This window comes from Mesorhizobium sp. B2-4-1 (assembly GCF_006442185.1).
GTDB lineage: Bacteria > Pseudomonadota > Alphaproteobacteria > Rhizobiales > Rhizobiaceae > Mesorhizobium.
Genome location: NZ_VFVN01000011.1, coordinates 101,906 through 125,462 on the forward strand (window position 1 = coordinate 101,906; position 23,557 = coordinate 125,462).

28 protein-coding genes and 2 pseudogenes are annotated in these 23,557 nt (G+C 65.1%); 9 read left to right on the forward strand and 21 right to left on the reverse strand.

Features of this window, described 5'->3' with window-relative positions:
* Positions 1-35: 35 nt before the first annotated feature.
* Together FJ949_RS24690 and FJ949_RS24695 are read left to right on the forward strand one after the other, a co-directional pair.
* Positions 36-968 (forward strand): alpha/beta hydrolase, encoded by a 933-nt coding sequence (locus tag FJ949_RS24690; RefSeq protein ID WP_140499989.1) that lies wholly within the window; start codon positions 36-38, stop codon positions 966-968.
* 166 nt (positions 969-1,134) lie between these two features.
* On the forward strand, positions 1,135-1,449 hold the full coding sequence (locus tag FJ949_RS24695) for a plasmid stabilization protein (protein ID WP_140499991.1): 315 nt from the start codon (positions 1,135-1,137) through the stop codon (positions 1,447-1,449).
* Between the two features lie 28 nt (positions 1,450-1,477).
* Here FJ949_RS24695 and FJ949_RS30455 read toward each other — a convergent pair whose 3' ends face one another.
* On the reverse strand, positions 1,478-1,630 hold the full coding sequence (locus FJ949_RS30455; RefSeq protein WP_181167215.1) for a hypothetical protein: 153 nt from the start codon (positions 1,628-1,630) through the stop codon (positions 1,478-1,480).
* A gap of 227 nt (positions 1,631-1,857) precedes the next feature.
* Between FJ949_RS30455 and FJ949_RS24700 the strand changes: the two genes are divergently transcribed.
* Positions 1,858-2,148: a hypothetical protein gene (locus tag FJ949_RS24700; protein WP_140499993.1), complete on the forward strand. Its 291-nt coding sequence runs from the start codon at positions 1,858-1,860 to the stop codon at positions 2,146-2,148.
* Positions 2,149-2,257: 109 nt separating this feature from the next.
* Entirely contained in the window at positions 2,258-2,464 is a 207-nt protein-coding gene (locus tag FJ949_RS24705; protein ID WP_140499995.1) for a hypothetical protein, read from the forward strand.
* Between the two features lie 47 nt (positions 2,465-2,511).
* Here the strand turns inward: FJ949_RS24705 and FJ949_RS24710 are convergent, their stop codons facing one another.
* Together FJ949_RS24710 and FJ949_RS24715 are read right to left on the reverse strand one after the other, a co-directional pair.
* Complete coding sequence (locus FJ949_RS24710; RefSeq protein ID WP_140499996.1) at positions 2,512-3,576, reverse strand: PAS domain S-box protein; 1,065 nt, start codon at positions 3,574-3,576, stop codon at positions 2,512-2,514.
* 282 nt (positions 3,577-3,858) lie between these two features.
* Positions 3,859-4,104, reverse strand: a complete 246-nt coding sequence (locus tag FJ949_RS24715; protein WP_140499998.1) for a hypothetical protein — start codon at positions 4,102-4,104, stop codon at positions 3,859-3,861.
* Positions 4,105-4,361: 257 nt separating this feature from the next.
* On the opposite strand from FJ949_RS24715, the gene FJ949_RS24720 reads away from it, so the two are divergent.
* Positions 4,362-4,652: a hypothetical protein gene (locus FJ949_RS24720; protein WP_224519116.1), complete on the forward strand. Its 291-nt coding sequence runs from the start codon at positions 4,362-4,364 to the stop codon at positions 4,650-4,652.
* Between the two features lie 144 nt (positions 4,653-4,796).
* Entirely contained in the window at positions 4,797-5,804 is a 1,008-nt protein-coding gene (locus tag FJ949_RS24725) for an aldo/keto reductase (protein WP_140500000.1), read from the forward strand.
* A 26-nt stretch (positions 5,805-5,830) separates the two neighbouring features.
* Here FJ949_RS24725 and FJ949_RS24730 read toward each other — a convergent pair whose 3' ends face one another.
* From FJ949_RS24730 to FJ949_RS24765, 8 genes are all read right to left on the reverse strand, one after another.
* Positions 5,831-6,982, reverse strand: coding sequence for a GNAT family N-acetyltransferase (locus tag FJ949_RS24730; RefSeq protein ID WP_140500002.1), 1,152 nt, complete (start codon positions 6,980-6,982; stop codon positions 5,831-5,833).
* The gene (locus FJ949_RS24735) at positions 6,979-7,971 is read right to left on the reverse strand and encodes a sterol desaturase family protein (protein WP_140500004.1); all 993 of its coding nucleotides are present in this window, start codon (positions 7,969-7,971) and stop codon (positions 6,979-6,981) included. Before FJ949_RS24735 ends, FJ949_RS24730 begins: the two co-directional genes overlap by 4 nt.
* Positions 7,972-8,297: 326 nt before the next feature.
* The gene (locus FJ949_RS24740) at positions 8,298-9,062 is read right to left on the reverse strand and encodes a slipin family protein (protein WP_140500005.1); all 765 of its coding nucleotides are present in this window, start codon (positions 9,060-9,062) and stop codon (positions 8,298-8,300) included.
* The gene (locus FJ949_RS24745) at positions 9,059-10,432 is read right to left on the reverse strand and encodes a nodulation protein NfeD (RefSeq protein ID WP_140500007.1); all 1,374 of its coding nucleotides are present in this window, start codon (positions 10,430-10,432) and stop codon (positions 9,059-9,061) included. The genes FJ949_RS24740 and FJ949_RS24745 overlap by 4 nt, the downstream gene beginning before the upstream one ends.
* Before the next feature lie 190 nt (positions 10,433-10,622).
* On the reverse strand, positions 10,623-10,982 hold the full coding sequence (locus FJ949_RS24750; protein WP_140500009.1) for an SPW repeat protein: 360 nt from the start codon (positions 10,980-10,982) through the stop codon (positions 10,623-10,625).
* Positions 10,983-11,131: 149 nt separating this feature from the next.
* Positions 11,132-11,554 (reverse strand): VOC family protein, encoded by a 423-nt coding sequence (locus FJ949_RS24755; protein WP_140500011.1) that lies wholly within the window; start codon positions 11,552-11,554, stop codon positions 11,132-11,134.
* A gap of 69 nt (positions 11,555-11,623) precedes the next feature.
* Positions 11,624-12,709: a D-alanine--D-alanine ligase family protein gene (locus FJ949_RS24760; protein ID WP_140500012.1), complete on the reverse strand. Its 1,086-nt coding sequence runs from the start codon at positions 12,707-12,709 to the stop codon at positions 11,624-11,626.
* Between the two features lie 35 nt (positions 12,710-12,744).
* Positions 12,745-13,362 (reverse strand): C39 family peptidase, encoded by a 618-nt coding sequence (locus FJ949_RS24765; RefSeq protein WP_140500014.1) that lies wholly within the window; start codon positions 13,360-13,362, stop codon positions 12,745-12,747.
* 217 nt (positions 13,363-13,579) lie between these two features.
* On the opposite strand from FJ949_RS24765, the gene FJ949_RS24770 reads away from it, so the two are divergent.
* On the forward strand, positions 13,580-14,050 hold the full coding sequence (locus FJ949_RS24770) for a nucleoside deaminase (protein WP_140500015.1): 471 nt from the start codon (positions 13,580-13,582) through the stop codon (positions 14,048-14,050).
* 133 nt (positions 14,051-14,183) lie between these two features.
* On the opposite strand, the gene FJ949_RS24775 is transcribed toward FJ949_RS24770, so the two are convergent.
* The 7 genes and pseudogenes from FJ949_RS24775 to FJ949_RS24805 all read right to left on the reverse strand — a co-directional run bounded on the left by FJ949_RS24775 (position 14,184) and on the right by FJ949_RS24805 (position 18,742).
* Entirely contained in the window at positions 14,184-14,732 is a 549-nt protein-coding gene (locus FJ949_RS24775; RefSeq protein WP_140500017.1) for a YbhB/YbcL family Raf kinase inhibitor-like protein, read from the reverse strand.
* A gap of 134 nt (positions 14,733-14,866) precedes the next feature.
* Complete coding sequence (locus tag FJ949_RS24780; RefSeq protein WP_140500019.1) at positions 14,867-15,658, reverse strand: hypothetical protein; 792 nt, start codon at positions 15,656-15,658, stop codon at positions 14,867-14,869.
* 114 nt (positions 15,659-15,772) lie between these two features.
* A pseudogene (locus FJ949_RS24785) lies at positions 15,773-15,937 on the reverse strand (PLP-dependent aminotransferase family protein); the annotation flags it as partial.
* An 11-nt stretch (positions 15,938-15,948) separates the two neighbouring features.
* A complete protein-coding gene (locus FJ949_RS24790; protein ID WP_140500021.1) occupies positions 15,949-16,329 on the reverse strand; it encodes an ester cyclase in 381 nt (126 codons plus the stop codon).
* A 110-nt stretch (positions 16,330-16,439) separates the two neighbouring features.
* Positions 16,440-17,639, reverse strand: a complete 1,200-nt coding sequence (locus tag FJ949_RS24795; protein WP_181167687.1) for a PLP-dependent aminotransferase family protein — start codon at positions 17,637-17,639, stop codon at positions 16,440-16,442.
* Between the two features lie 148 nt (positions 17,640-17,787).
* On the reverse strand, positions 17,788-18,240 hold the full coding sequence (locus FJ949_RS24800) for a GNAT family N-acetyltransferase (protein ID WP_140500024.1): 453 nt from the start codon (positions 18,238-18,240) through the stop codon (positions 17,788-17,790).
* A gap of 215 nt (positions 18,241-18,455) precedes the next feature.
* Positions 18,456-18,742, reverse strand: a pseudogene (locus tag FJ949_RS24805) (GIY-YIG nuclease family protein).
* A 240-nt stretch (positions 18,743-18,982) separates the two neighbouring features.
* Between FJ949_RS24805 and FJ949_RS24810 the strand changes: the two are divergent.
* Positions 18,983-19,630 (forward strand): DUF922 domain-containing protein, encoded by a 648-nt coding sequence (locus tag FJ949_RS24810; protein ID WP_140500026.1) that lies wholly within the window; start codon positions 18,983-18,985, stop codon positions 19,628-19,630.
* Positions 19,631-19,646: 16 nt separating this feature from the next.
* Here the strand turns inward: FJ949_RS24810 and FJ949_RS24815 are convergent, their stop codons facing one another.
* The 3 genes from FJ949_RS24815 to FJ949_RS24825 form a co-directional block, all read right to left on the reverse strand.
* Positions 19,647-20,705 (reverse strand): Gfo/Idh/MocA family oxidoreductase, encoded by a 1,059-nt coding sequence (locus FJ949_RS24815; RefSeq protein ID WP_140500028.1) that lies wholly within the window; start codon positions 20,703-20,705, stop codon positions 19,647-19,649.
* A 94-nt stretch (positions 20,706-20,799) separates the two neighbouring features.
* Entirely contained in the window at positions 20,800-21,504 is a 705-nt protein-coding gene (locus FJ949_RS24820; protein WP_140500029.1) for an SDR family oxidoreductase, read from the reverse strand.
* A gap of 122 nt (positions 21,505-21,626) precedes the next feature.
* Entirely contained in the window at positions 21,627-22,244 is a 618-nt protein-coding gene (locus tag FJ949_RS24825; RefSeq protein ID WP_140500031.1) for an XRE family transcriptional regulator, read from the reverse strand.
* 131 nt (positions 22,245-22,375) lie between these two features.
* On the opposite strand from FJ949_RS24825, the gene FJ949_RS24830 reads away from it, so the two are divergent.
* The gene (locus tag FJ949_RS24830; RefSeq protein WP_140500033.1) at positions 22,376-23,509 is read left to right on the forward strand and encodes an FAD-binding oxidoreductase; all 1,134 of its coding nucleotides are present in this window, start codon (positions 22,376-22,378) and stop codon (positions 23,507-23,509) included.
* The last annotated feature ends 48 nt before the right edge of the window (positions 23,510-23,557 follow it).

The window sequence follows — 23,557 nt, forward strand, 5'->3', positions numbered from 1 at the left end:
GCATCCTGCCGCCGTTTCGCCTGCCGGAGGCAATCATGTTCGAAGGTTTTCAGACCCTCAAGGTCGACTGCGGCGACGCCCGCATCTTCGCCCGGCGCGCCGGCGACGGGCCCGCCGTCCTTCTGCTGCACGGCTTTCCGCAGACGCATCTGATGTGGCGCGACGTGGCGCCACGCCTGGCGGACCGGTTCACCGTCATATGCGCCGACCTGCGCGGCTATGGCGCCAGCTCATGCCCGGCGTCGAGCGCCGATCACGCCCCTTACGCCAAGCGCGCCATGGCCCGCGACATGGTGGCGCTGATGGCCGAGCTCGGCTTTTCCAGCTTCATGGTCGCCGGCCATGATCGCGGCGGGCGTGTCGCCTACCGCCTCGCGCTCGACCATCCCGACCGCGTCGAAAGGCTTGCCGTGCTCGACATCGTGCCCACCGCCGACGCCTGGGACCGGGCCGACGCCAGGCTGGCGCTCGGCTATTGGCCGTGGTCGTTGCTGGCGCAGCCGGAGCCGCTGCCGGAAAAGCTCCTGGCCAGTGCGGCCGACGCGATCGTCGATGATGCCCTGGGCGGCTGGGGCTCGTCGCCAGAGACATTTTCCGCCGGCGTGCGCCAGGCCTATGTGGAGGCCCTGCGCGATCCCGCCCATGCCCATGCGATCTGCGAGGAGTACCGGGCGGCCGCGATGCTCGACCGCGAGCACGACCATGCCGATCGCGCCGGCGGCCGGCGCATAGCCTGCGCGGTGCTGGCGCTGTGGAGCGGGCAAGGCGCGCTCGCCGAATGGTATGCCGGCGAAGGCGGACCGCTGGCTTTGTGGCGCGGCTGGGCCGGCGATCTGCGCGGCCATGCGGTCCAAGACGGGCATTTCTTTCCCGAAGAAGCACCCGCGCAAACGGCCGCCGAATTGAGCGCTTTCTTCGCCGGCCCCGAGACCGCAGCCCGTCCGGCGAATGCCCAGAAGAGTACGTAGGGCTTTCCCGGGAAAGGGACGTGGCGCTTTCCCTGGGGAATCGCGTCGAACTCACGCCTGGAGCGGTTCAGCGGGAACCTTCGCAGCCGGCCGCGACCAGGGGAATTGGAACCACATCCTTGGCTGCGCAGTTGCAGGGGCATCGAATGAACCCGGGAGCAGATCCATGCCACGCGGAGAAAAATCGAAATACACCGACAAGCAGGAGCGCAAGGCAGACCACATCGCCGAGGGCTACGAGCATCGCGGCGTGTCCGAGAAGGAAGCCGAGCGCCGCGCCTGGGCCACCGTCAACAAGGATGATGGCGGCGGCAAGAAGGAGGGCGGCTCCGGCCGCGGCAAGCACACCGGCCATCCCGCCGCGCACAAGGGCGGCGAAAAAGGCGGCAAGGCTTCCGCCTCGCGTTCGGCGGGGAGCCGGTCGGCATCAGCCAGGAAGGCAGCCGCGACCCGCAAGCGCAACGAAGCGCACGCCCATTGATGCGCGGGGCGACCGGATCGCGAAATTCTTATGCGCCTTGCCTGCCCTCGCCCGGGCCGCTCTTGATCAGATCGTCGCCCGGCGGATCATCGAAGTTCGGCTCGGCCGGATTGTCGGACGGCGGTCTTTGCGGACAGTCCTCGTAGCCGTGGTCGCGGCCGCCGCAGAACGAACAGCACATGGCTTCGCGATCCCTGTTCCCGGGCGGCCATCGCGGGGTCTGGTAAGGCTTCCTGCCGAGCATGCCCAGCAATGCGCGAGGCGCGATTTGGTTGCGCGCCCGCGCCGTCCCTCGCAAGCGAACACGCCGGCTGTTGCGCAACCGCCAGACAAAGTGCGAATCTCCCCGGCATGCCGCAACCAAGCTTAATCGCCCGGCGTTGCGGATCATGCCTTGGAGAGACCGCCATGTCCGTTCGAATACTGTTGCCGACCGTGGCTGCCATGCTTGCCGCCACCGGCCTGGCCGAAGCCCGGCCCGACAGCCGCGCCATGCGCTGCGCGCAGATCCGCGCCATGATCCAGAGCCACCGCGCCGTCGTGCTGACCACCGGCCCCAATACCTATGACCGCTATGTCAGGCAGTTCGGCAATGAATGCGATTGGCCCGAAGTGCCGATGTCGGCCTATATCCCGGCCCGCGACGGGCACTGTCCGGTCTACCGCTGCGAGGAGCCGGTCAACAATTTCCCGAATTGACCGGTCGGCCAGGCGCCGGCATCGACGTTCGGGGATTGCCGCATCCCTGCCTGAAACCATTCCGAGGGGGCCGCGTTGACGCGTGGGGTGGCCGCCACAGGAGATGCCCATGACCGTCAACTGCCGCGTATCCATCGACAACCGGCCTCAATCGATCGAGGCCGTTTTCCAGGCCGTGCCCCGGATCGGCGAGAGCGTTTCGCTGTCCGTCGACGGAAACGCCCAGGACCTGCGCGTTTCGCGTGTCGTGCATGTGCCCGACGGCTCGCTCGAAGGAGCTGCGATCATCGTCGAGGTGACGGCCAACATCCTCTAGCCCCCTGAATCCGCAAATGCGGCGCGCCTTGGCCACGGCGGCGGCTTTCAGATGCCTAAGCCGATCGTCTGGCCGGCGTCTTCCATAGGGTGCTGCGGCACGATGATCGACGCCAGCGGCGCGTTCAGCGTCCATCTGAAATAGCCGGGCGAGCGCTCGATCACGGCGGACCCGCCGAGCGACTGCGGCGCCACCCTTTGCAGGACAACGGTGCCGAACCCCTTGCGCGTGGTGTCGTCGCGCTCGTCGCCGCCGCTATAGGGGGGCGACCGCTCCTCCCAGACAAGTTGGAATTCGCGTTCGGCCAGAGCGTCGTCGCTCATGCTCCAGGTCACCTCGACCCGGCCGGAATCGCTGGCGAGCGCTCCATACTTGGACGAATTGGTGCCGAGCTCGTGGAAAGCCATGCCGAGATTCTGCACCGCATTCGACTGCAAGGTCAGCAGCGGTCCCGAAAGCAGTATCTGCTCCTCGCGGCCGAACGGTTTGAGATGTTCCTGGACCAGGTCGAACAGGCTGGCTCCCGCCCAGTTCGAGGTGACCAGCAGATCGTGCGAGCGTGACAGCGCCATGATGCGGGCGCGGATCATCTCCTCGAACTCGCGCGGGTCCTGCGAGCGCTTGCTGGTTTCCCTGACCATCGACAGGATCACCGCAAACTGGTTCTTGACGCGATGGTTGACCTCGCGCATCAGCATCTTGATCCGGCGCTCGTTCTCCCTGCTGGCGCTGATGTCGCGGGCGATCTTCGAGGCGCCGACGATCTCGCCGCTGGCGTTCCTGATCGGCGACACCGTCAGCGAAACGGCAATGAAGGTGCCGTCCTTGCGCTTTCGCGTCGTCTCGTAGCTCGCGAGGCGTTCGCCGCGGCGGACCTTGGCGATGATCTCGGTTTCCTCGTTCTTGAGGTGGTCGGGGATGAGCATCAGGATCGACTGCCCCAACGCTTCCTCCGCGCTGTAGCCGAACATGCGTTCGGCCGCCTGGTTCCAGCTTTTGATGATGCTGTTCAGGTCCTTGCTGATGATGGCGTCGAAGGAGGAATCGACGATCGCCGCCAGCTGCGCATCGGCCGTTGCGTCCTGTTTTTCACCGCTTGCTATGTCAGCCATTGCCCCGCCAGGTGTCAGCCTATAGCCACTAGATAACGCGTGCGCCGGACAAGGCAATCACCTTGAAGCGGCCTGCTGCTTCAACTTCATCGAAATCGCCTCGCCGGCTGGAGTGATCGAGGGGAAGGTCGTTCCGCAGATCAGGGCGGCCGGCATCGGAGACGCCAGCGACCATACAAAATGGTTTTCGAGCACCAGGACAGAGCGGACATTCAAGTCCATGGGCACCGGAAGCGCGGAACCCGTCCTTGCGGGCCGGCATCACCTGAATGTCACCGCGCCTCAGTCAGAATGGCCGTCGCCCACATTGCCGTTGCCGCCCGGGGTGGACAGCAGTCCGAAGTCCTGGGACTTGACGCCCTGCTCCGCCGCCAGGAATCCGTCCGAGGCGAGGCCACGCCGCAAGAGCTCCCTGACCGCGGCCGAGCGGCTCGGCATGCGCTTGTCGAAGCGCCAGTTCTCCAGTGCCGCCAGTTCGTCGGCGGTCAGCATGACCTGCAAGCGTTCAGGACGTTCCAGTTCAGTCACGGCACTTCCTCGCACAACCGAATACGCGAATGAGTATCTGTCTCATTCCACTAATAATTAGGATAGCAATCCTAACACGTCAAGGTCGGCAAATACGCGACCTCCCCATCCTGCTCATGATGACTATAAAGCGTCGGGTGCGCCTTTGCGTAACCATGCTAACTAACTGATATACATCGAGTATTTTCAGATTTCCGCTTGCCACACACCGATGCGAGGCGCATGCTACAAAGGCAAAACCAGTCCAGGAGGTTTCCATGCGGTATGACTACTCGACGCGGTTGCGCGATGACGTTCAATCCGCGGTCACCACGGCTTTCAGGACGTACGGCATCGTCAACATCACCGCGGTGGCCGAACGGATCAGGCTCAGGAACCTCGACGAAAACGTTGCTCTCGAGGACGTCGAGCACCTGGTCCTGGCGGCCGCCCAACTGCTTGGCGCCGCCATCGAATTCGAGGGCCTGACCATGATCGACCGCTTGCCGGACGCTCATGTCAACGGCCGCCCCGGCGGACCGGCCCCTGCCCTGAAGCGCCTCGTCTGAACAGATTTGAGGCGACGCGCTAAGTCATTTCGGGCGACCTGCATCAGGGCTCCGGTGGCCGGGCGAGCCCGCTGGACGCGGCCTACCTGTGGAAATTGAGCGCGCGCGCTATATGGTGTTGAATTCCCCTCCGGAGAACACGCCATGACGCTCGACACACGCAAGCTCGGCAGCCAGGGGCTGCGGGTTTCTGCCATCGGCCTCGGCTGCATGGGCATGAGCCAGTCCTACGGCCCGGCCGACGAAGCCGAATCCATCGCCACGCTGCACCGCGCGATCGAACTCGGCTGCACCTTCCTCGACACCGCCGAGGTGTATGGCCCTTACGCCAATGAGGCGCTGCTCGGCCGCGCCTTGAAGGGCAAGCGCGACCAGGTGACCATCGCCACCAAATTCGGCTTTCGCATCGAAAATGGCCGGCAGGTCGGCACCGAACGCGACAGCAGGCCGCAAACCATCAGGGCGGCGGTTGAAGGGTCGTTGAAGCGGCTCGCCACCGACCATATCGACCTTCTCTACCAGCACCGTGTCGACCCAGCCGTGCCGGCCGAGGATGTCGCCGGCACGGTCGGCGAACTGGTCAAACAGGGCAAGGTCCGCTTCTTCGGCCTGTCGGAGGCGGGAGCCGCGAACATCCAGCGGGCGCACGCCGTGTTTCCGGTCTCGGCGCTGCAGAGCGAGTACTCGCTGTGGGAGCGCAATCTCGAGCCGGAAATCATTCCCCTGCTGCGGCAAACCGGCATCGGCCTGGTGCCGTTCTCACCGCTCGGCCGCGGCTTCCTGACCGGCGGCGCCAAGCGCGCCGAGGACTATCCGGAAGGTGATTACCGCCGCGGCGACCCGCGCTACCAGGGTGCGAACTATGACGCCAATGTCGAGGCCGCCGCAAAGGTCCGCGACATCGCCGCCGCCAAAGGCGTCAAGCCAGGGCAGATCGCGCTGGCCTGGCTCCTGGAGAAGGGCAACGTCTTCGGTGTCGACATCGTGCCGATCCCCGGCACCAAGCGGATCAAATATCTGGAAGAAAATGTCGCCGCTGCGTCGCTGAAACTGGAGGCCGCCGAGATGGCGGCGCTCGACGACGCGCTGGCCCCGGGGAAGGTCTCCGGCCCGCGCTACGGCGACCGCACCATGATGATGATCGACCGATAGGTTCGCACGTCGCCGGTGAATCGGGCCTATTCCACCGGTGCGGGCTTTTGCCGAGGATCGGGCCGCAACCGCTGGTGAAGTTCCCTGCCGGCGTGCAGGGTCCGGTCCGCCAGCGCGGCGAGTGTTCCGCGCAAGGTCCTTGTTCCCAGCACCGAATCCAGCGTCACCGACTGGGTCGCGAAGCGCCGCTTGAAGTCCTCGCCGCCGCACAGGAAGTCGACCATCGTCAGCCCTCTGTCGATCGACCACTGGATGTAGTCCATCATCAGCACCATGCCGGGAGACGCCCGTTCGACATCCGGATCGTAGGTCGTGACGAAGGCCATCATCGTGTTGTGCTGGACGAAATTGATCGAGACCGCCACCACCATCCCGGCGCATTCCAGCACGAAGACATGCAGGAGTCCTTCCCTGGCCAGCACCGCGACCAGCGCGGCCAGGGCCGGCGACCCCTCATCGAACAGGTTGGATTCGTGTCCGCGCGCGGCGAGCCATTTGCGCTTGAACTCGGCGAGCCTGTCGAGGACGGGCTGCATCGGCTCGTCCGGCGACATGAGGCGGAACCGCACTTCGCCGCCTTCCTCGAGGAATTTGCGGCCACGGCGATAATTCTGGCGCATCTTCTTCGTTTGTTCCCCGAACCAGTCCGCGCCCGTACGCCATGGCCCGGCGACCCGGAAGCTGGTTTCGCTGCGGCGGTTCGGGCGCAGCGCCATCTTGGGCGCCGAAGCGGGAGCAAGCAGCGTGCGCATCGCGGCGTCCGGCAGCAGGCGGTTCAGATAGACGAGATCGAAGCCGCCCGCGGCCGAAATTTCCTGCCATAGCGCCGCGACCGCCGCCGGATCGCAGTCCGGCGCGACCAGCACGTCGCCATAGTCGCTGTGGTCCTTGGCAGCCCATTCCAGGACGTTGACGCCCTTGCGCCGCACCGTCGCCAGCGGGATGACGGCGTCGATCCGGTCACCGTTCCAGACGAGGCCGATCCTGAGACCACGCAGCTCCCGGTCCGGGGCCGTCTGCCACCACGCCGTGACCCAGGCGTGGCTTTGAAAGATCAGCCCCTCCGCCCGGCGCCACAGCTCCGTCCAGGCCGGCCCGACCGACGCGAGGCGCTCCTCGGAGGTGACGATCTCCAAAGCGCCGGCCTTCGGGCCCTCGATCGCGGCGTGAGCGTTCATGGCTGCGGGCTCCGTGTCGGCTCGGACGAAGCGCGGCGGCGAAACCGCCGGGCGATGTGCCCCCACATCTTCTTGAGCGGCAGCACGTAAAGCCCCGACAGGGATTGATAGTCGCGCGCGCCGCGTTCCATCAATCCGAACCTGAAATCCTCATCGGGCTTGGGCACGCACAACGTTCCGAATAGCCGGTCCCAGAACGAGAACAGCAAGCCGAAATTCTTGTCGTAGTGCCTTGGATCGACGCTGTGGTGCAGTTGGTGCCAATGCGGGCACAGCACGATGTTGTTGAGCGGCCCGAACGATATCTTGAAATGGGTGTGCCTGACGAAATCCATCATCAGGATATTGCGCATGACGTATACGTTGACGCCGAAGATCGTCACTTCGACGAGGTTAAGCGACAAAAGGGTCCAGATGCCGAAGCAGATCCCGGGTATGACGCCGTCCCAGGCGCGGTTCATGAGCTCGTCGAGCGGATGAACCCTGTCCTTGGTGATCCCGACCATCACCTCCGCCGAGTGATGCACCTTGTGCAGTTCCCACAGGAACGGGAAGCGGTGCTGGGCCACATGGTACAGGTAATAGGATATGTCGTAGGCGATCAGCATCGTCACCGTGAAGATGACGATCGTCACCGCTCCCGGCGGTCCCGGCAGCAGCGGCGGCTCGATCTGGAGGAGTGCCGCCAGCGTCCGATTCGTCGCGTAACCGACGGCGACGACGAAGGTCACGCCCGCGGGCAGCATCAGGAAGGGCATAATCGCCTTGCGGGTGATCCAGAAAAGCAGGTCCGCCCGCGCCGAGGGATGCGTGACGATCTCGTTGGGAAAGACGAAATCGAAGAATTCCCTGAAGCTCTTGCGCTCCGCCGTCCGCCAATAGGCGATCAGGGCGCTGCCCAGCGCGGTCAGCAGCAAGAGGCCGGCCGCAAGCAGGCTGGAGCCGGACAACTTGTCCAGGATCCTTTCGATGATGCCGGCAATCGACATGGGCCCACTCATTTATGCAACCGAAGCTTGACTTGCAGGAGGCGATTGACCTGACTGGCCGGGCAAGCCGCCACGCCGTCAGGGCTCTCGATCATTTCGCCGTCACCCTAGTCGAGAATCCATAGCGAAAGCTTAAGCTAATTAAAAACAATGAATCCGCTAAAAAGCCCGCTATATATTGCCGAATTCTGAATAAAACTCCTAAAATTGACAGCAAAGGACCGGCAGCGCTTGGCGTGGAGATCGCAACTTCGGGGAATCGCCGGGTGATCGTGCCGGTCCCGAGCTCGCCGGCCCGCGGCCGGGCTGCCAAACCCCTCCCAAGCTTATTTCCCGGCGCCCGGCTGCTTGTTGAAAATCGTGAGCAGGTCCATCGGCAGCGGAAACACCACCGTCGACGAGCGCTCGCCGGCGATGTCGTGCAGCGCCTCGAAATAGCGCAGTTGCATGGCCTGTGGCTCCTGCGCCAGCATCTTGCCGGCCTCGACCAGCTTTGCCGCCGCCTGCTGCTCGCCATCGGCGTTGATCACCTTCGCGCGCCGCAGCCTTTCAGCCTCGGCCTGCTTGGCGATGGCGCGGACCATGTTCTCGTTAAGGTCGACATGCTTGATCTCGACATTGGACACCTTGATGCCCCATGCGTCGGTCCGCTGGTCCAGGATCTCCTGGATGTCGCTGTTCAACTTGTCGCGCTCGGCCAGCATCTCGTCGAGTTCGTGCTTGCCGAGAACCGAGCGCAACGTGGTCTGCGCGAGCTGGTTTGTCGCGGCCATGAAGTCCTCGACCTGGATGACGGCCCGCTCGGCGTCGACGATGCGGAAATACAGCACCGCGTTCACCTTCACCGAGACATTGTCGCGCGAGATCACGTCCTGCGGCGGCACGTCCTGGACCACCACGCGCAGGTCGACCCGCACCATCTGCTGGACGAAGGGGATGAGGAGGATGAGGCCGGGGCCCTTCACCCCGGTGAAGCGGCCGAGCGTGAAGACCACGCCGCGCTCATATTCCCGCAGGATGCGAATGGCGGAGGACAGGAAGATCAGCACGATGAGGGCGAGTAGCAGATAGGCGACGTAACCGATGATCATTGCCTTGCTCCATTGTTCCTGCGCCGGACCGTCAGCACGAGATCCCTGACATCGGCCACCTCGACGCTGTCGCCGGGGGCGAGCGGTTCATCGGCTTTCGCCCGCCAGCGCTCGCCCTGCGCGAGCACATGGCCCTCGCTGCCCGACCAGTCGAGGATCCTGGCCGGCAGCCCGTGCATGGCCTGCGCGCCGACACGCGGCAGGCTCCTGCGCGCCCTCCACAGATAGCTGCCGGCCAGCAGCGCCAGGCCAAGCGTCAGCGCCGCGGCGGTGCCGATGAGCGCCCACGACATCTCGAAGCCCGGGCCCTCGACCTTGAGCAGCATGGCGGCGCCGAGCAGGAAGGCTGCCACGCCTCCAAGCCCGAGCACCACGGTCGGGTTGAAGGCCTCGATGACGAGGAAGGCGATGCCAAGCAGCATCAGGGCGAGGCCGGTATAGCTGATCGGCAGTAGATTGAGGGCATAGAGCCCGAGCAGCAGGCAGATGGTCCCGATCACGCCGGGCGCCACGGCGCCTGGGCTGGTGAACTCGAAGACGAGGCCGTAGACGCCGGCCAGCATCAGGACGACGGCGATGTTGGGATCGGTGATGACGGCGAGAAGCCGGATCAGCCAGCCGGGATCGAGCGTCTCGACCGCCACGCCCTTGGTCGCCAGCACCTGTTGCTTGCCGGCCACCTCGACCGTGCGGCCGTCGGCAAGCTGGAGCAGTTCGGCGGTGTTGCGGGCGACGAGGTCGACTACATGTGCCTGAAGTGCCGCATTGGCGGAAAGGCTGGCTGCCTCGCGCACCGCCTTTTCGCCCCAGTCGGCATTGCGGCCGCGCAGTTCGGCGAGCGAACGGATCAAGGCGACCGCGTCGTTCGTCACCTTTGTCATCATCGGGTCGCCGGCCGGAGGCCCGGTGGCATTCTTCTGGTCGCCCTTGTCCTTCTCGTCGCCACCGGGAAGGGGCGGCAACCCGCCAAGCTCGACCGGCGTGGCGGCGCCCAGATTGGTGCCGGGCGCCATCGCCGCGACATGGGTGGCATAAAGGATATAGGTTCCGGCACTTGCCGCATGCGCGCCGGCGGGCGCGACATAGCCGATGACGGGAACCGGCGAGGCAAGGATATCGGCGATCATTTCGCGCATCGAGGTGACCAGCCCGCCCGGCGTGTCGATCTCGAGGACAACGGCTTCGGCGTGCCGCTCGGCGGCTTTGGCCAGCGCTTCGTTGAGCTGCCTGGCGCTCGCCGGGCCGATGGCGCCGTCGATCACGACGCGCAACGCGACCTTCTCCGTAGCCTCCGCGGTCACGGAAGAGTGACTGGCGGCCGCGGCGGCCATGAAGGCCGCTGCCAGAACCGCCATCCGCGCGAGGGTCACGCTCAAAACTCCCTGAATTACGCAGGATATGCTGTGCAGGATATGGCGTTCGGTCCGTCGAGATCCATGGCCTGGCCTCAGATTGCAAGCCGGCGACCCTGCCCTTCGCAGCCGGCGGCAAACGCAATGGGCAGACGTTCAAAGCCGGAAGGGGCCCCGCTCGCGCGCCGGCCCCGTCCTTGGTCAGCGGTCACGCATGTGCGTGCGGGTGACGGACGTCCCAGACGGCCCAACCCGATACGGCAACCACCAGCACGCCGAGAATGACGTGGGTGGCCATCGCATTCGTGTTCGCCATGAATTTGAGCAGCCAGGGCGACACGATCAGCCAGAGCCCGAGAACGACACCTACCCATTCCTCCCACTCGGCGAAGGCGGCAAGCGCCGCCACGGCCACCGCGCCCAGCACGACGCCGACAATCCAGGCGTTCCATGCGGGAGCGGTTTCAGCAGCGAAGCCGATTATCCAGGGTGAGATAAACAGGCAGACGGCAAGGACCAGATTGAGCCAGTCCTGGCCTTTCTTTCCTTCCATGAGTGTATTTGCCATGACAACCTCCATAGATGAAGCTTGGCCAAAGCGTTGTATTCGCGTGCAAACGCACGCTTAATGGTTGATGTAACTATGCCTCACATGGCCTTCAAGGCCTGCCCCACGGACGGGTCGCCTCCGCGCCACCCGCCTCTTGTCGGCGCATTCTAGAACGTGATCTTCACCGAGGCAGCACTGCGGTTGGCCGCCCCGTGATGCACCGCTTCGATGTTGTTGCCGTCCGGGTCGAGAAGGAAAGCGGCGTAGTAGCCGGGGTGGTACCGGCGTTCACCCGGCCCGCCATTGTCCCTGCCGCCGCCGTCCAGCCCGGCCTTGTAGAACGCATCGACCATGGCGCGATCCTTCGCCTGGAATGCCAGGTGATGGCGACCGGTCAACTCTCCCCGAGCCGCGCGGCTGTCGGCGGTTGAAATGAAAAGCTCGTCGGCCCAGAAATAATCGGCGGCGCTGCCGCCGATCGGAATATCGAGCACTCGAAATACTGCTTCGTAAAAGCGGCGGCTGGCGGCGATGTCCCTGACCACTAGCTGGATATGATCGATGAGCCGGCCGCGATGCAGTTCTTCCATGCAAGCTCTCCTCTCGCCAAGGGCTCGAATCTAGCTTCGCATGATCCGGCGTCAATGCCCCGCCGAACGTCAGGACTTTCGCGCGGCATGCCGCGCCAGTGCGTGCTCGATCAGCACGTCGATGACCTTGCTGTAGCCGATGCCGATCGCCGCCAGCGCCTTGGCATACATCGAAATGTCGGTGAAGCCTGGCAGCGTGTTGACCTCGTTGACCAGCAGCGAGCCGTCGGCGCGCAGGAAGAAGTCGACGCGGGCCATCGCCTCGCAGCCGAGCGCCTGGAAAGCCCGCGCGGCCATCTCCCTTGCCACGTCGGCGACGGCGGCCGGGACATCGGCGGGCACGTTCACCACGGCGCCGTCGGCGTCCAGATATTTGGCTTCATAGGTGTAGAAGCCGTGCTTGCCGGCCGGGATGATCTCGCCGGGCAGCGATACGGTCAGCGTTCCGTCGGCCCGCTCCAGCACCGAGCATTCGATCTCGCGGCCGTCGACGAACTCTTCGATCAGGACCTTGCCGTCGTAGCGGAAAGCCGTCTCGACGGCCCGTTCGAAGCCGTCCCGGTCGTTCACCTTGCTGACGCCGAAGGAGGAGCCCTGGCGCGCCGGCTTGGCGAAGAAAGGCAGGCCGAGCGCGCCGGCGATCTCCTGGAACGGCCCGACATCGTTTCGATGCACGGTGACGGAACGGGCAACCGGCAGCCCGGCCTCGCGCAGCAGCCGCTTGGCGACATCCTTGTCCATGGCGGCGGCCGAGGCGAGAATGCCGCAGCCGACATAGGCGACGTCGGCGACCTCGGCATAGCCCTGCACCGAGCCGTCCTCGCCGAAAGGACCGTGCAGCACGGGAAAGACGACGTCGACCGGCGGCAGGTCGGGCTGTGCTCCGCCGCCCCGTGCGGCCACCAGCCTGCCTCTACCACCGGGCAACAATGCGACCTCCACGCCGTCCTCAGACACCGGTGCCCCGGCTCCGTCGTCGCCGGCTTCGGATGAAGATTGCAGCAGCCATCTTCCGTCCCTGGAAATGGCGATCGGGACCACCTCGTAAAGCGTCCGGTCGATGGCCTTCAGCACATTGGCGGCCGAAAGGCGCGATACGTCATGCTCGGCCGAACGTCCGCCATAGAGGACGGCGACCCTAATCTTGTTCTTCATTGAAAAGCCTTGTCCTTCATCGAAATCCCACAAGATCAAATGCTGACGGCAATGCCGCGATTGGCAAAGAAGCGATCGAAATCGGCGGCCGCCAACACTGCATTCGCCTGTGTGGCGCCGGTATGGCCGGACGGATTGTGAAAGCGAAAACCTTCATCCGATGCCGACATGACCAGCACCAGATGGCCGCCCTTGGACGGCGGCTCGCGCTCGGGCCAGCGGATCGAACTGCTGACCGAGGCGATGAAGAAGCGCGACTGCCCGAGGATCGCCGGAATATCCGATGTAGCGACACTGGTCATCACCTTCGCTTCCAGGCCGAATTCCGCCTTCACGAAGCTGACAAAGGGGGCGTAGATCAGGCCCTTGATCGATCGTTCGGTGACGACATAACCGCCATATCCGGTGCAGCGCCTGGCCAGTTCGATGGTCGGCACGATCTGGCCGCGCGCCGCCAGGATCATCTTGAGGCACGCCATGCCGCAGACATTGGCGGCCCACAGCGCGTATTCGTCCAGTGTCCGCGCGCCCGAATTCTCCCACAGCGCATCGCGCCGCAGCGCCACCTCGGCGCCATCGGCAAGCACGGCCAAGGTCATGTCGGGCGTCTCCCACTGGCTGAAAAACGGCACGGTCCCAGGCGGTGGACTCATCAATTCCTCACGCGGATGGCTTCAATTTCGTATACAAGGATACGAGTGCGGGGAACAGTGCTTCAAACCTCATTCGCCTGATCAGCGATGGCCCGCGCTCGGGTTTTGCCCGCCGGGCGAAGCTTGCCAATGCCCGCCCATCGGCGCACTCTCCGCCCTACCAAGCCGGTCGCCGGGTGTCGGTTCCTCTCCTCGCCCGTCGTGTTAGGATTGCGCAATGACCCGCGACCAGATGCTCGCCCACCTTCGCGCCGCCGACGCCGTCGCTCGCGAGGCGGCCGTGCACGGACATCATCCGTTCGGCTGCGTGCTGGTCGGGCCGGACGATCGCTTGCTTATGCGCCAGGGAAATCTCGACACGGTGCGCCATGCCGAGACGGAGCTCGCCCGGCGCGCCGCGGCTGCCTACGAGCCGGATTTCCTCTGGTCCTGCACGCTGGTCTCGACCGGCGAACCCTGTGCGATGTGCGCCGGAACACTCTACTGGGCCAATATCGGCCGCCTGGTCTACGGCTTCGAGGAGACGAAGCTCCTGGCGCTCACCGGCGATCACGCCGAGAATCCGACGATGAGCCTGCCCTCGCGCACAGTGCTCGCCTCGGGCCAGAAGAAGATCGAGGTCTTTGGCCCCTTCCCCGAGATCGAGGACGAGCTGATCGCGCCGCATCGCGATTTCTGGACGCGCTGACGCGCCGGCCGAGGCCGCGCGCAAAGCCGCCAGATGGCCACCGGAACGGAATTCAAACGATCTCTTGGAACGTGTTTGCCAACAGCGTCGTCAATGCGCTGGTGGCCCGGGCGACTGCCTGAACCGGTCATGCTTACCGCCCATAGGTGTACGTCACGCTGGTCTCGCCGAGCGCCTGGCTCTTCGCGGCCACTGCCACCATTTCCGGAGAGGGATTCTCCGGCGCGCGCAGCTTCGGCGCGCCGAGCGCATAGAGCGTGAAGACATAGTGATGCGTGCCGCTGCCGGGCGGCGGGCATGGCCCGAAATAGCCTGCGCGGCCGATGCCACCCTTGCCGAGCACCGTACCCTTGGGCAAGCCTTTGCCGCGCTTCGAGCCAGCCCCTTCGGCCAGGCCCTTCGCGCTTGCCGGGATGTTCCAGGCCAGCCAGTGCCAGAAACCCTTGCCGCCGCCGGCGTCGGGGTCGAACATGGTGAGCGCGTAGCTCTTGGTGCCTGCCGGCGGGTCCTTCCATCTCAAGGCGATCGATACGCTTTGCCCGCTGCAGCCGCCGGCCTTGTCGCCGAGATATTTTTCGGCCCATTTGCCGTTGGAAACCGACGGGCTTGAAATCTCGAAAGCCGCCGCCTGATTGGCGAGGCCGAACAGCACCAGCACGGCGAAACCGAGGCGCAAGCTCATGGCTTCCTCCACTTCCAGCCAAGATGCCGACGAGTTTAGCCGAAAAGCGGCCCGAAATTAGGCAATTTGGCGCGAAACTGCTGGTGGGAGCCGCGGGAATTGCTGGTCCCTGCAACAAAAGCTGCCGGACGGCGCTATTCCGCCGCGCTGCATTCTTCGGTCGGCTCAGCCGGACCGATCGCCGAGATCCAGAGCCGGTCGATGTCGGCTAGCTGCGCGCGGTCGATTTCGTCGAGATGGTTCCAGTACATGCCATCCTCGTAGAAATAGCCGAGCTCGCGCTCGATTTGCTCGGCCACTTCGACCCTATGGTGATGGATGCCCGCACGCGCATCCATCTTCATGCCGGCGAGGCGCTCGGGGGACAGTAACCGCAATTCCTCGAAGGACAGCCTTGGGAAGACCAGGCGGCTTTGCGGCAGGTCCGACAGGTTGATGCAGAGCGTGCCGCGTCGCAGCGCATGAATGAGCAGGCGGGCGGATTTGGCCTCGAGGCTCTGCAGCGTGACATCGTCGCGCAGCGGGTCGGCGCGGCCGATGCCGTAGAAATGGGTGTCGCCGGCCGTGTCGTAGATCATGTCGCAGCCGAGGAAGGCGAGCACGTCCGGCCTCTGGCTGTGGACGGCCCAATAGGCCGCTGTCAGCGACATGGTGGCGCCGGCATAGACGAAGCCGCCGAAAGTATTCTGGGCCGGCACGTAATGCGCGGCGCTGAAGATCTCGGCCTGCCGCAGCGGTTCCAGAGGCGGCATCCGGTTGGACGGGAAATCGCCGGCATGCACCAGCACGTCCCAGTCGGGGCGCACGCGCCAGGCATTGTTGATGGCGACGATGCTGGCGAAGGTCTCCTTCGGCCAGGCGGCGCAGCGCACGACATCGGGCGCGCTGCCGAGAAGCAGCGTCACTCTGGGCGTTGCGGAGACCATGACATCCTCATTCGACCGGCAAAGGCACGCCCGCATTTACCGCACGCCTTGCCAGGCGCACAAGGGCTGCCGACAAGCCGGCCTGACGCCCCGGGGCCAGGAATCCGGTCGGTGCTAGTTCCTCAGCAGCTTGGCCAATCTGGGAATGCCCTCGGTCACCGCGCCGCGGTCGGCCAAGGTGAAGGACAGCCGCAGCGTGTTGCGCCCGGTGCCATCGGCGAAGAAGGCGCTGCCGGGCACGAAGGCGACACGCGCTTCCTTCACCGAGCACGCCAGGAGAGGTTCGTGGTTCAAAGCTGGGCTTCGATGGCGGCCTTGTCGATGATGGACCACACGAGCCGGATCTTCGCGCCGCGAAATTCATAGAAGACGTTCTCGGCGAAGGACACTTTCCGGCCGTCTACGGCAAGCCCGAGGAAATTTCCCCTGGGCGTGCAGTCGAACATCAGGCGGCTCGCGACATGAGGCGGATCGCAGACCAGCAGCCGGATATCGAAACGAAGATCCGGAATGTCGTCGAAATCCTTCTCCAGCATCGCACGGTAGCCGGAGAGACCGATCCGCCTGCCATTGTGGGACACGTCATCGTCGACGAACTGCCCGAGGTTCGGCCAGTCCTGCCGGTTGAGGCAGGCAATGTAGTCGCGGTAGATACCGGAAAGGTCGGTCATGGCGCATGAACCCGCGTTCGTGGACACAAGGCTATTTTGCACCAGCAACAAGTCAGGGCAACCCGGGTTTGTTCGCCGCTGGGGCGATGCGCCGTCGTTTGGCCGGCGCCTTAAGCCTTGAGCAGCGCCGCCAGCCGCGGAATGCCCTCGCTCACCGCGCGCCGGTCAGCGAGCGTGAAGGACAGCCGCAGCGTGTTGCGCCCGGTGCCATCGGCGAAGAAGGCGCTGCCGGGCACGAAGGCGACACGCGCCTCCTTCACCGAGCGCGCCAGGAGCGTGGTGGCGTCAGCGCCTTCCGGCAGCGTCACCCAGACGAACATGCCGCCTTCCGGGCGGCTCCAGGTCACGCCTTCCGGCATGTTGGCCGCGAGCGCGCCGAGCAGGCCGTCGCGGCGTTCGCGATAGGCGCCGATCAGCTTTTCGACCTGGGCCTCGAACACCGCTTCGGCCGCCCGGTGCATCACCATCTGGTTGATCGACGGGCTGTGCAGGTCGGAAGCCTGCTTCATCAGCACCAGCTTCTCCACCACGTGACGCGGCGCGCAGACCCAGCCGACGCGCATGCCCGGCGACAGGATCTTCGAGAACGAGCCGCAATAGAGCGTGCGCGCCTTGTCGATGCCGCCGGATCGGGCGCAGTCCAGCGCCAGGATCGGCGGCACGCTTTCGCCATCATAGCGCAGCGCCCGGTAGGCGGCGTCCTCGACGATTGCGATGTCGAGCTCGCCGGCAAGGTCGAGCACCGCCTCGCGCTGCTGCCTGTCCAGCGTGTTGCCGGTCGGGTTGGCGAAATCCGGCACCAGATAGGCGAACTTGACCCGGCCGCCATTCGCCGCCGCCGCCGCGCGATAGGCATCCGGCGTCATGTTACCGCCTTCCGGCCGCAGCCGGTCGTAGCGCGGTTCATAGGCGTTGAAGGCTTGCAGCGCGCCGAGATAGGTCGGCCACGTCACCAGTGCGGTGTCGCCGGGCGACAGCAGCAGCTTGCCGATATAATCGAGCGCCTGCTGCGAGCCCGAAGTGATGAAGATGTTGGCTTCCTCGCAGGCGACGCCGAGCTTGCCCATCTGCCCGGCGATCCATCGCCGCAGCGGCAGATAGCCCTCGCTCACCTGGTACTGAAGCGCGGCCCCCGCCTCGCCGCCGCCGAGCACGTCGGCATAGGCGTCGCGGATCGCCTCGGCCGGAAACAGCGCCGGATCGGGAATGCCGCCTGCGAAGGAGATGATGTCCGGCTGGTCGAGCAGCTTCAGCAGCTCGCGGATTTCCGAGGCCTTCATGCGCGACGAGCGCGACGCCAACAGGTTCATAAGGGTCAAGCACGCCTCCCCGGACGCATCGAATATAGGTCAACTTAGCTGACCTATATCTGGTCTCGCCGCAAATTGAATAGGGCCTGCTAGCCTTCCCGCATGCGCCAGCCGCCCGCCTTAGCGGAAAGCGACGGCCCCGCCTGCGCTACAAGGTCTTCTTGTAGCCGAGATGGGTGCCGGTGAAGCCGAGGCTTTCATAGAAGCGGTGCGCGTCCGCTCTGGTCTTGTCGGTGGTGAGCTGGACGAGGCCGCAACCGCGCGCCCGGCATTGATCAACAGCCCATTCGATCATCAGCCTGCCTATGCCTTCGGAACGGCGGTGCCCGGCGACCCGCACCGCCTCGATCTGACCGCGCCAGGCGCCCTTGCGCGACAGCCCGGCAAGGAAGCTGATCTGCAAGGTGCCGACCACGTCGGCGCCATCGACCGCCACCGCCAGCAACTGGTTGGGGTCGGCATCGATGGCGTTGAAGGCATCGACATAGCCCTGCGCCAGCGGCAGCGAGGCATCCTCTCTGGCCGCGCCAAGCGGATCGTCCGCCAGCATGGCCACGAGGGCAGGCAGGTCGGAGGCCAGGGCCTTGCGGAAGGTGATCATGAGCACGACTTACGGCGACGCGCCGGCGCCGGCAAGGCCGTTGGTTTGGAAGCCCCACCCTATCTTCGTCATCCTAGGGCGAAGCAGGAGCGAAGCTCCGTCGCGGAGACCCTGGGATCCATGCCGTGACATGGGAGCGCCGCTACCGTGCGGAATTTCGATCACCGAGCACCGCGACATGCCCCGAGTCAACCCGAGGACGAAGTGGCCCCTGGCTACCATCCTGTTCCACGAAATAGCTCGAACCATTCAGGATTGGCCTTTTCGATCAGTTCGACCTTCCATTGCCGCCGCCAGCGCTTGAGCGATTTCTCGCGCTGGATGGCGTCCGTGATATCGAAATACTCCTCGTACCAGACCAGTCGCTGCACGCCATATTGGCTGGTGAAGCGCGAACCCTGGCCGACTTGTGTTCTGGCAAACGACGACCGAGATCGTTTGTGACGCCGATGTAAATGGTGCCGCCCTTCTGGCTGGCGGTCATGTAGACATAGCCGGTCATGTGTCGGGGCTATCAGGCCATGCGTTGGGAGAACATCCTGATTCGCTGCATTCTTCGGCAGGTGTCACGGCATGGATCCTAGGGCCTGCGCCGCGTCGCTTCGCTCCTTGCTCCGCCCTAGGATGACGAACCGAGGGAACTTCTTCAACCCCATACCCATCCTGGTCTTGCCGCACGGCGCCAGCGCCTCCCTCCAACACATTTGCAGCACCCGCCGGCAGCCTATAGGAAAGCCACAAGATGGCATTGGCGTCGGCGCCGGTCCTGGTTTCGCGGAGAGCGGTGTTGAGAGCGTGTGTTCGTCTGTGCCTGTCGTTGGTCGCGGTGCTCGCCTTGCCGCTTGTCGCCTATGCCCAATGGAAGCCGGTCGAGACGATCGAGCCCTACGCCATCTCGGGCCGGACCGGACAGGAGCTCTACCGGTCGATCGGCGAGAACGGACCGCTGATCCGCGGCGCCAAAACGCGCACCATCGCCTACACCAATTTCAAGCTGACCTGGACCAGGGACTACCAGAACAAGGGCGGCGATTGCGTGCTGGCATCGGCCAGGCCGAAGCTGATCATCACCTATGCCTTGCCGAAGCCGTCAGGCTCCCTGCCGCCGGTCGTGCAGAAGAGCTGGGAGAGCTTCATCGCCGGCGTCGCCGCCCATGAGAAGGTGCATGGCGCCGATATCATCGCCATGGTGCGCAAGATCGAGGCGGCGACCGTCGGGCTCAGCATTGCCGACGATCCCAAATGCGCCAAGATCCGGACCGAGATGACCAGGCGCCTCTCCGAACTGTCGCAGGCGCAGCGGCAGGCAAGCCGCGATTTCGACCGCGTCGAATTCGGCAATGGCGGCAATTTGCAAAAACTGGTTTTTGGCCTCGTGACCGGTCCCTGAGAGGAAGGCGCGACCCTCACCGCGTCTGCGCGCTCGCCGCGAGCTCCGCCCGCTTCTCGTCCGATACCACGGCCAGATCCAGCACCTTCTGCAGTTCGGCGGCGTGGCGGAAGGACGGTTCGGCCTGCACGCCGGTCCGCACCGCGTCGGCGAAACGCTGGTAGTTGGTCGCCACCGTGCCGGCGTCGAGCTCTTCCCATATCCCGTCGTCGACATTTTCGCCGAGGCAGGCCTTGAGCGACGAGCCGTCGAGATTGTGTACCACTTCGAGACCGCCTCTGTCGCCATAGATGCGCAGGCGCAATTCGTTGAGATGGCCGGTCGCCCAGCGGCTGGCATGCACCACGCCGAAGGCGCCGTTGGAGAAATCCACCGTCATGGCGAAACTGTCATTGGCGTCGAGCCCATAGTCGCCGATGCGGTTGCCGGGCGCCTTGTCGAAGGAACGCAGCCGGCAGAACACATGGTCGATGCCGAGGGCCGCGCCATAGCTGGCGAAATCGAGGATGTGGATGCCGACATCGCCGAGCACGCCGTTGGAGCCATGGCCGCGCGACAGGCGCCAGAGCCATTTCGGGTCGCTGCGCCAGTCGCCCCAGAATTTCGACACCAGCCAGCTCTGCAGATAGGACGCCTCGACATGCCGGACCGTGCCGATCTCACCGGCCTGCACCATCCGGCGGGCCTTCTGCAACGCCGCCACATTGCGGTAGGTGAGGTTCACCATGTTGACGATGCCGGCTTTCTCGGCGGCCTCGGCCATCTCGATCGCCTTGCCGAAATTCTCGGCCAGCGGTTTCTCGCACAGCACCGGTTTGCCGGCGGCGATCAACTGCATGGTGGTCGGGTGGTGGATGCGGTCCGGCGTGACATTGGCCACGGCGTCGAAAGCGCCCCATTGCAGCGCCTCGTCCAGCGCGGTGAAGCGGTTGGGGATGTTGAAGCCGTCGGCGAATTCGCCGACGCGCGCCGGATCGAGGTCGACGGCCCCGACAATGTCGACGCCATCGATGGCGCTGAATTGCCGTGCATGTTCCTGCGCCATCCAGCCGGTGCCAAGTATCAGAAGCCGCATTTTTCCTCCTTGGTGCGAGATGTCGTCGCGCCAGGCGGGATGCCGGATCCCCTCCGCGGCGCGCGTCGGACAGGCCTCCCCTCCCGGACCCGCCTCAAATAGCGCGAATGATCCCGCCGTCGACGCGGATGTTCTGGCCGGTGATGTAGCCGGCGCCGTCCGAAGCCAGGAAGGCGATGGTCGCGGCGATCTCTTCCGACGTGCCGTAGCGCTGCATCGGCACCGAGTCGCGGCGTTCTTCCGTCGCCGGCAGGCTGTCGATCCAGCCGGGCAGCACATTGTTCATGCGCACATTGTCCGCTGCATACGTGTTGGCGAAGATCTTGGTGTAGGCGGCTAGGCCGGCGCGGAACACGGCCGAGGTCGGGAACATCGGGCTCGGCTCCACCACCCAGGCGGTCGAGATGTTGATGATGGCGCCGGCCTTCTGCTTGACCATCTGCGGCGCCACGATGCGCACCGGCCGGATGACGTTGAGCAGGTAGACGTCCATGCCGGCGTGCCACTGTTCGTCGGTGATCTCCAGGATCGGCGCGCGCGGCCCGTGGCCGCCGCTATTGACCAGAACGTCGATGCGGCCATAGTGCTCCAGCGTCAGGTCCGCGAGGCGCCGCAGATCCTCGTTCGACTGGTTGGAACCGGTGACACCGATGCCGCCCAGTTCCTTGGCCAGCGCCTCGCCCTTGCCGGACGAAGACAGGATGGCGACCTTGAACCCGTCCGCCGCCAGCCGCTTGGCCGCTGCCGCCCCCATGCCGCTGCCGCCCGCCACGATGACAGCCACTTTTTCTGAACTCATTGGGTTTTCCTCTCAAGGGTTGGCGGGAGTTGCGGTTCAGCGGTCATATAGCCGGTTTCGTCGGCCGCTTCGAACCAGAAAGGCTGAACCGACCTGCAGAAAAATGCGACGCGCCAACCGCCCTAGCCTTCCACCGTCTCCAGCACGCTGAGCAGCGTGCCTTCCATGTCGGGCTCGTCGCCGGAGCAGACGCACAGCATTTCGGCGTCGCCCTCGCCCACCGAGAGGTAGGCGTGGCCCATGGTGGAATCGATATAGACGCTCTCGCCCTGTTTCAGCCGCACCGGCGCGTACTGGTCGGTGTGCAGTTCGATCTCGCCCTTGAGCACGATCAAAAATTCCTCGCCGGCATGTTTCGTCAGCGGCCCGAACTCCTCGGGCGTGCGGGCGCGCGCATAGGCGTGGATCGGCACCATGCGCTTGCGCACCAGGTCGGTGGCCAGGTACCGGTAGTCGTAATTGCGGGTCAGTTGGCGCAGTGTGTTGGACGGTGACGTCACGGAGCGGCGGGTGCGCGCCGCCGGCTGCTTGCGGTCGCCGCTGAGCAGTTCCGTTACATGGATGCCGAGCCCTTCGCAGATCTGCAGCAGCTTGTCGTAACTCAGCGACATCTGGTCGTTCTCGACCTTGGACAGCGTCGACACCGCGACACCGGTGAGCCTGCTCACCTCCTGGAGGGTCCAGCCATGCGTCTTCCTCAAGCCGCGCAGGCAATCACCCAGCTTCGGTTGCTCCGACATATCAGCTCCATGCCGCGGGATCGCGCCGCTCCATCCTAGGTAATTGAACTTCCCGCCGTCATCAACAACGCCAACAATTTTCTTATACGCTAAATATTGACTGGATAAGAAATTATTTTTACGACTGAACGATGCAGTCGAATTCACTCCCGAAAATCGTCGTCATCGGCGGCGGCATTGCCGGCCTCTCGCTTGCCGCCGAGGTGGCGGACTGGGCCGACGTCACCCTCATCGAGCGCGAGAGCCAGCCGGGCTATCATGCCAGCGGCCGCTCGGCCGCCCTGTTCACCGAGACTTATGGCAACCGCCTGGTGCGCGCGCTGACGCTGGCGAGCCGCCGGGCGATCTTCGACGGCGGCTTCGTCGCGCATCAACGTGGCGCGCTGCATGTCGGCCGCGCCGATGACGGCGCGGCCGTCGACCGGCTGGCCGGCGAATTGCAGGCCATGGTGCCGAGCGTACGCCGCCTCTCCGCCGCTGAGCTGCATGCGCTGGTTCCCGTCATCGATCCGCAAACCACATGCGGCGGTGTCCATGAACCGGGTGCGGTGGACGTCGATACCGGCAAGATGCTTGCGGCCTGCGCTTCGGCACTGAAGGCCAGGGGCGGCATCATGCGCACGAGCGAAGAGGTGCGCGCGATCGCGCGCGCCGGCAATGGCCTGCGCGTCGCCACCAGTGCCGGCGCCTATCCCGCCGACATCGTCGTCAACGCCGCCGGCGCCTGGGTCGATGTCGTGGCCGGCCTGGCGGGGCTCACCGGCCTCGGCTTCCAGCCCAAGCGGCGCACCGCCTTCCTGTTCGACCCGCCCGCGGGCGCCGACATTGCCGGCTGGCCGCTGGTGGTCGATCTGCACGAACAATTCTACTTCAAGCCAGACGCCGGCAGGCTGATCGGCTCGCTGGCCGACGAAACCGATTCCGAGCCTTGCGACGCCTGGCCGGAAGACATCGACGTCGCCATTGCCGTCGACCGGATCGAGCAGGCGACGTCCATATGCATCGGCCGCCCGTCCACGCCCTGGGCCGGCCTGCGCACCTTCGCGCCCGACCGCACGCCGGTCGCCGGCTTCGACCCGCGCCTGCCCGGCTTCTTCTGGCTCGGCGGCCAGGGCGGCTACGGTTTCCAGGTGTCGCTGACATTGGCGCGGCTCGGATCGGCGCTGATGCGCGGCCAACCCTTGCCCGACGATGTCACCGCGCTTGGCGTCACCGCCGCGGGGCTGGCGCCCGACCGCTTCCTGGCCCCGGCGGCGACGCCATGAATTTCATGCCCTTCCCTCAACCAGAAAAAATGTCATCAGGAGCGTTTG

What these genes read in the sequence shown, in the direction of transcription:
- FJ949_RS24790 (WP_140500021.1), bottom strand. Translation starts at nt 16,329, where the DNA reads ATGACCGACCTTTCCGGTATCTACCGCGACTACATTGCCTGCCTCAAC.
- FJ949_RS24810 (WP_140500026.1), top strand. Translation starts at nt 18,983, where the DNA reads ATGGCATTGGCGTCGGCGCCGGTCCTGGTTTCGCGGAGAGCGGTGTTG.
- FJ949_RS24740 (WP_140500005.1), bottom strand. Translation starts at nt 9,062, where the DNA reads ATGATCATCGGTTACGTCGCCTATCTGCTACTCGCCCTCATCGTGCTG.
- FJ949_RS24710 (WP_140499996.1), bottom strand. Translation starts at nt 3,576, where the DNA reads ATGGCTGACATAGCAAGCGGTGAAAAACAGGACGCAACGGCCGATGCG.
- FJ949_RS24720 (WP_224519116.1), top strand. Translation starts at nt 4,362, where the DNA reads ATGCGGTATGACTACTCGACGCGGTTGCGCGATGACGTTCAATCCGCG.
- FJ949_RS24770 (WP_140500015.1), top strand. Translation starts at nt 13,580, where the DNA reads ATGACCCGCGACCAGATGCTCGCCCACCTTCGCGCCGCCGACGCCGTC.
- FJ949_RS24830 (WP_140500033.1), top strand. Translation starts at nt 22,376, where the DNA reads ATGCAGTCGAATTCACTCCCGAAAATCGTCGTCATCGGCGGCGGCATT.
- FJ949_RS24820 (WP_140500029.1), bottom strand. Translation starts at nt 21,504, where the DNA reads ATGAGTTCAGAAAAAGTGGCTGTCATCGTGGCGGGCGGCAGCGGCATG.
- FJ949_RS24795 (WP_181167687.1), bottom strand. Translation starts at nt 17,639, where the DNA reads ATGAACCTGTTGGCGTCGCGCTCGTCGCGCATGAAGGCCTCGGAAATC.
- FJ949_RS24690 (WP_140499989.1), top strand. Translation starts at nt 36, where the DNA reads ATGTTCGAAGGTTTTCAGACCCTCAAGGTCGACTGCGGCGACGCCCGC.
- FJ949_RS24755 (WP_140500011.1), bottom strand. Translation starts at nt 11,554, where the DNA reads ATGGAAGAACTGCATCGCGGCCGGCTCATCGATCATATCCAGCTAGTG.
- FJ949_RS24750 (WP_140500009.1), bottom strand. Translation starts at nt 10,982, where the DNA reads ATGGCAAATACACTCATGGAAGGAAAGAAAGGCCAGGACTGGCTCAAT.
- FJ949_RS24730 (WP_140500002.1), bottom strand. Translation starts at nt 6,982, where the DNA reads ATGAACGCTCACGCCGCGATCGAGGGCCCGAAGGCCGGCGCTTTGGAG.
- FJ949_RS24735 (WP_140500004.1), bottom strand. Translation starts at nt 7,971, where the DNA reads ATGTCGATTGCCGGCATCATCGAAAGGATCCTGGACAAGTTGTCCGGC.
- FJ949_RS24705 (WP_140499995.1), top strand. Translation starts at nt 2,258, where the DNA reads ATGACCGTCAACTGCCGCGTATCCATCGACAACCGGCCTCAATCGATC.
- FJ949_RS24815 (WP_140500028.1), bottom strand. Translation starts at nt 20,705, where the DNA reads ATGCGGCTTCTGATACTTGGCACCGGCTGGATGGCGCAGGAACATGCA.
- FJ949_RS24725 (WP_140500000.1), top strand. Translation starts at nt 4,797, where the DNA reads ATGACGCTCGACACACGCAAGCTCGGCAGCCAGGGGCTGCGGGTTTCT.
- FJ949_RS24765 (WP_140500014.1), bottom strand. Translation starts at nt 13,362, where the DNA reads ATGAGTCCACCGCCTGGGACCGTGCCGTTTTTCAGCCAGTGGGAGACG.
- FJ949_RS24800 (WP_140500024.1), bottom strand. Translation starts at nt 18,240, where the DNA reads ATGATCACCTTCCGCAAGGCCCTGGCCTCCGACCTGCCTGCCCTCGTG.
- FJ949_RS24695 (WP_140499991.1), top strand. Translation starts at nt 1,135, where the DNA reads ATGCCACGCGGAGAAAAATCGAAATACACCGACAAGCAGGAGCGCAAG.
- FJ949_RS30455 (WP_181167215.1), bottom strand. Translation starts at nt 1,630, where the DNA reads ATGTGCTGTTCGTTCTGCGGCGGCCGCGACCACGGCTACGAGGACTGT.
- FJ949_RS24760 (WP_140500012.1), bottom strand. Translation starts at nt 12,709, where the DNA reads ATGAAGAACAAGATTAGGGTCGCCGTCCTCTATGGCGGACGTTCGGCC.
- FJ949_RS24700 (WP_140499993.1), top strand. Translation starts at nt 1,858, where the DNA reads ATGTCCGTTCGAATACTGTTGCCGACCGTGGCTGCCATGCTTGCCGCC.
- FJ949_RS24825 (WP_140500031.1), bottom strand. Translation starts at nt 22,244, where the DNA reads ATGTCGGAGCAACCGAAGCTGGGTGATTGCCTGCGCGGCTTGAGGAAG.
- FJ949_RS24775 (WP_140500017.1), bottom strand. Translation starts at nt 14,732, where the DNA reads ATGAGCTTGCGCCTCGGTTTCGCCGTGCTGGTGCTGTTCGGCCTCGCC.
- FJ949_RS24780 (WP_140500019.1), bottom strand. Translation starts at nt 15,658, where the DNA reads ATGGTCTCCGCAACGCCCAGAGTGACGCTGCTTCTCGGCAGCGCGCCC.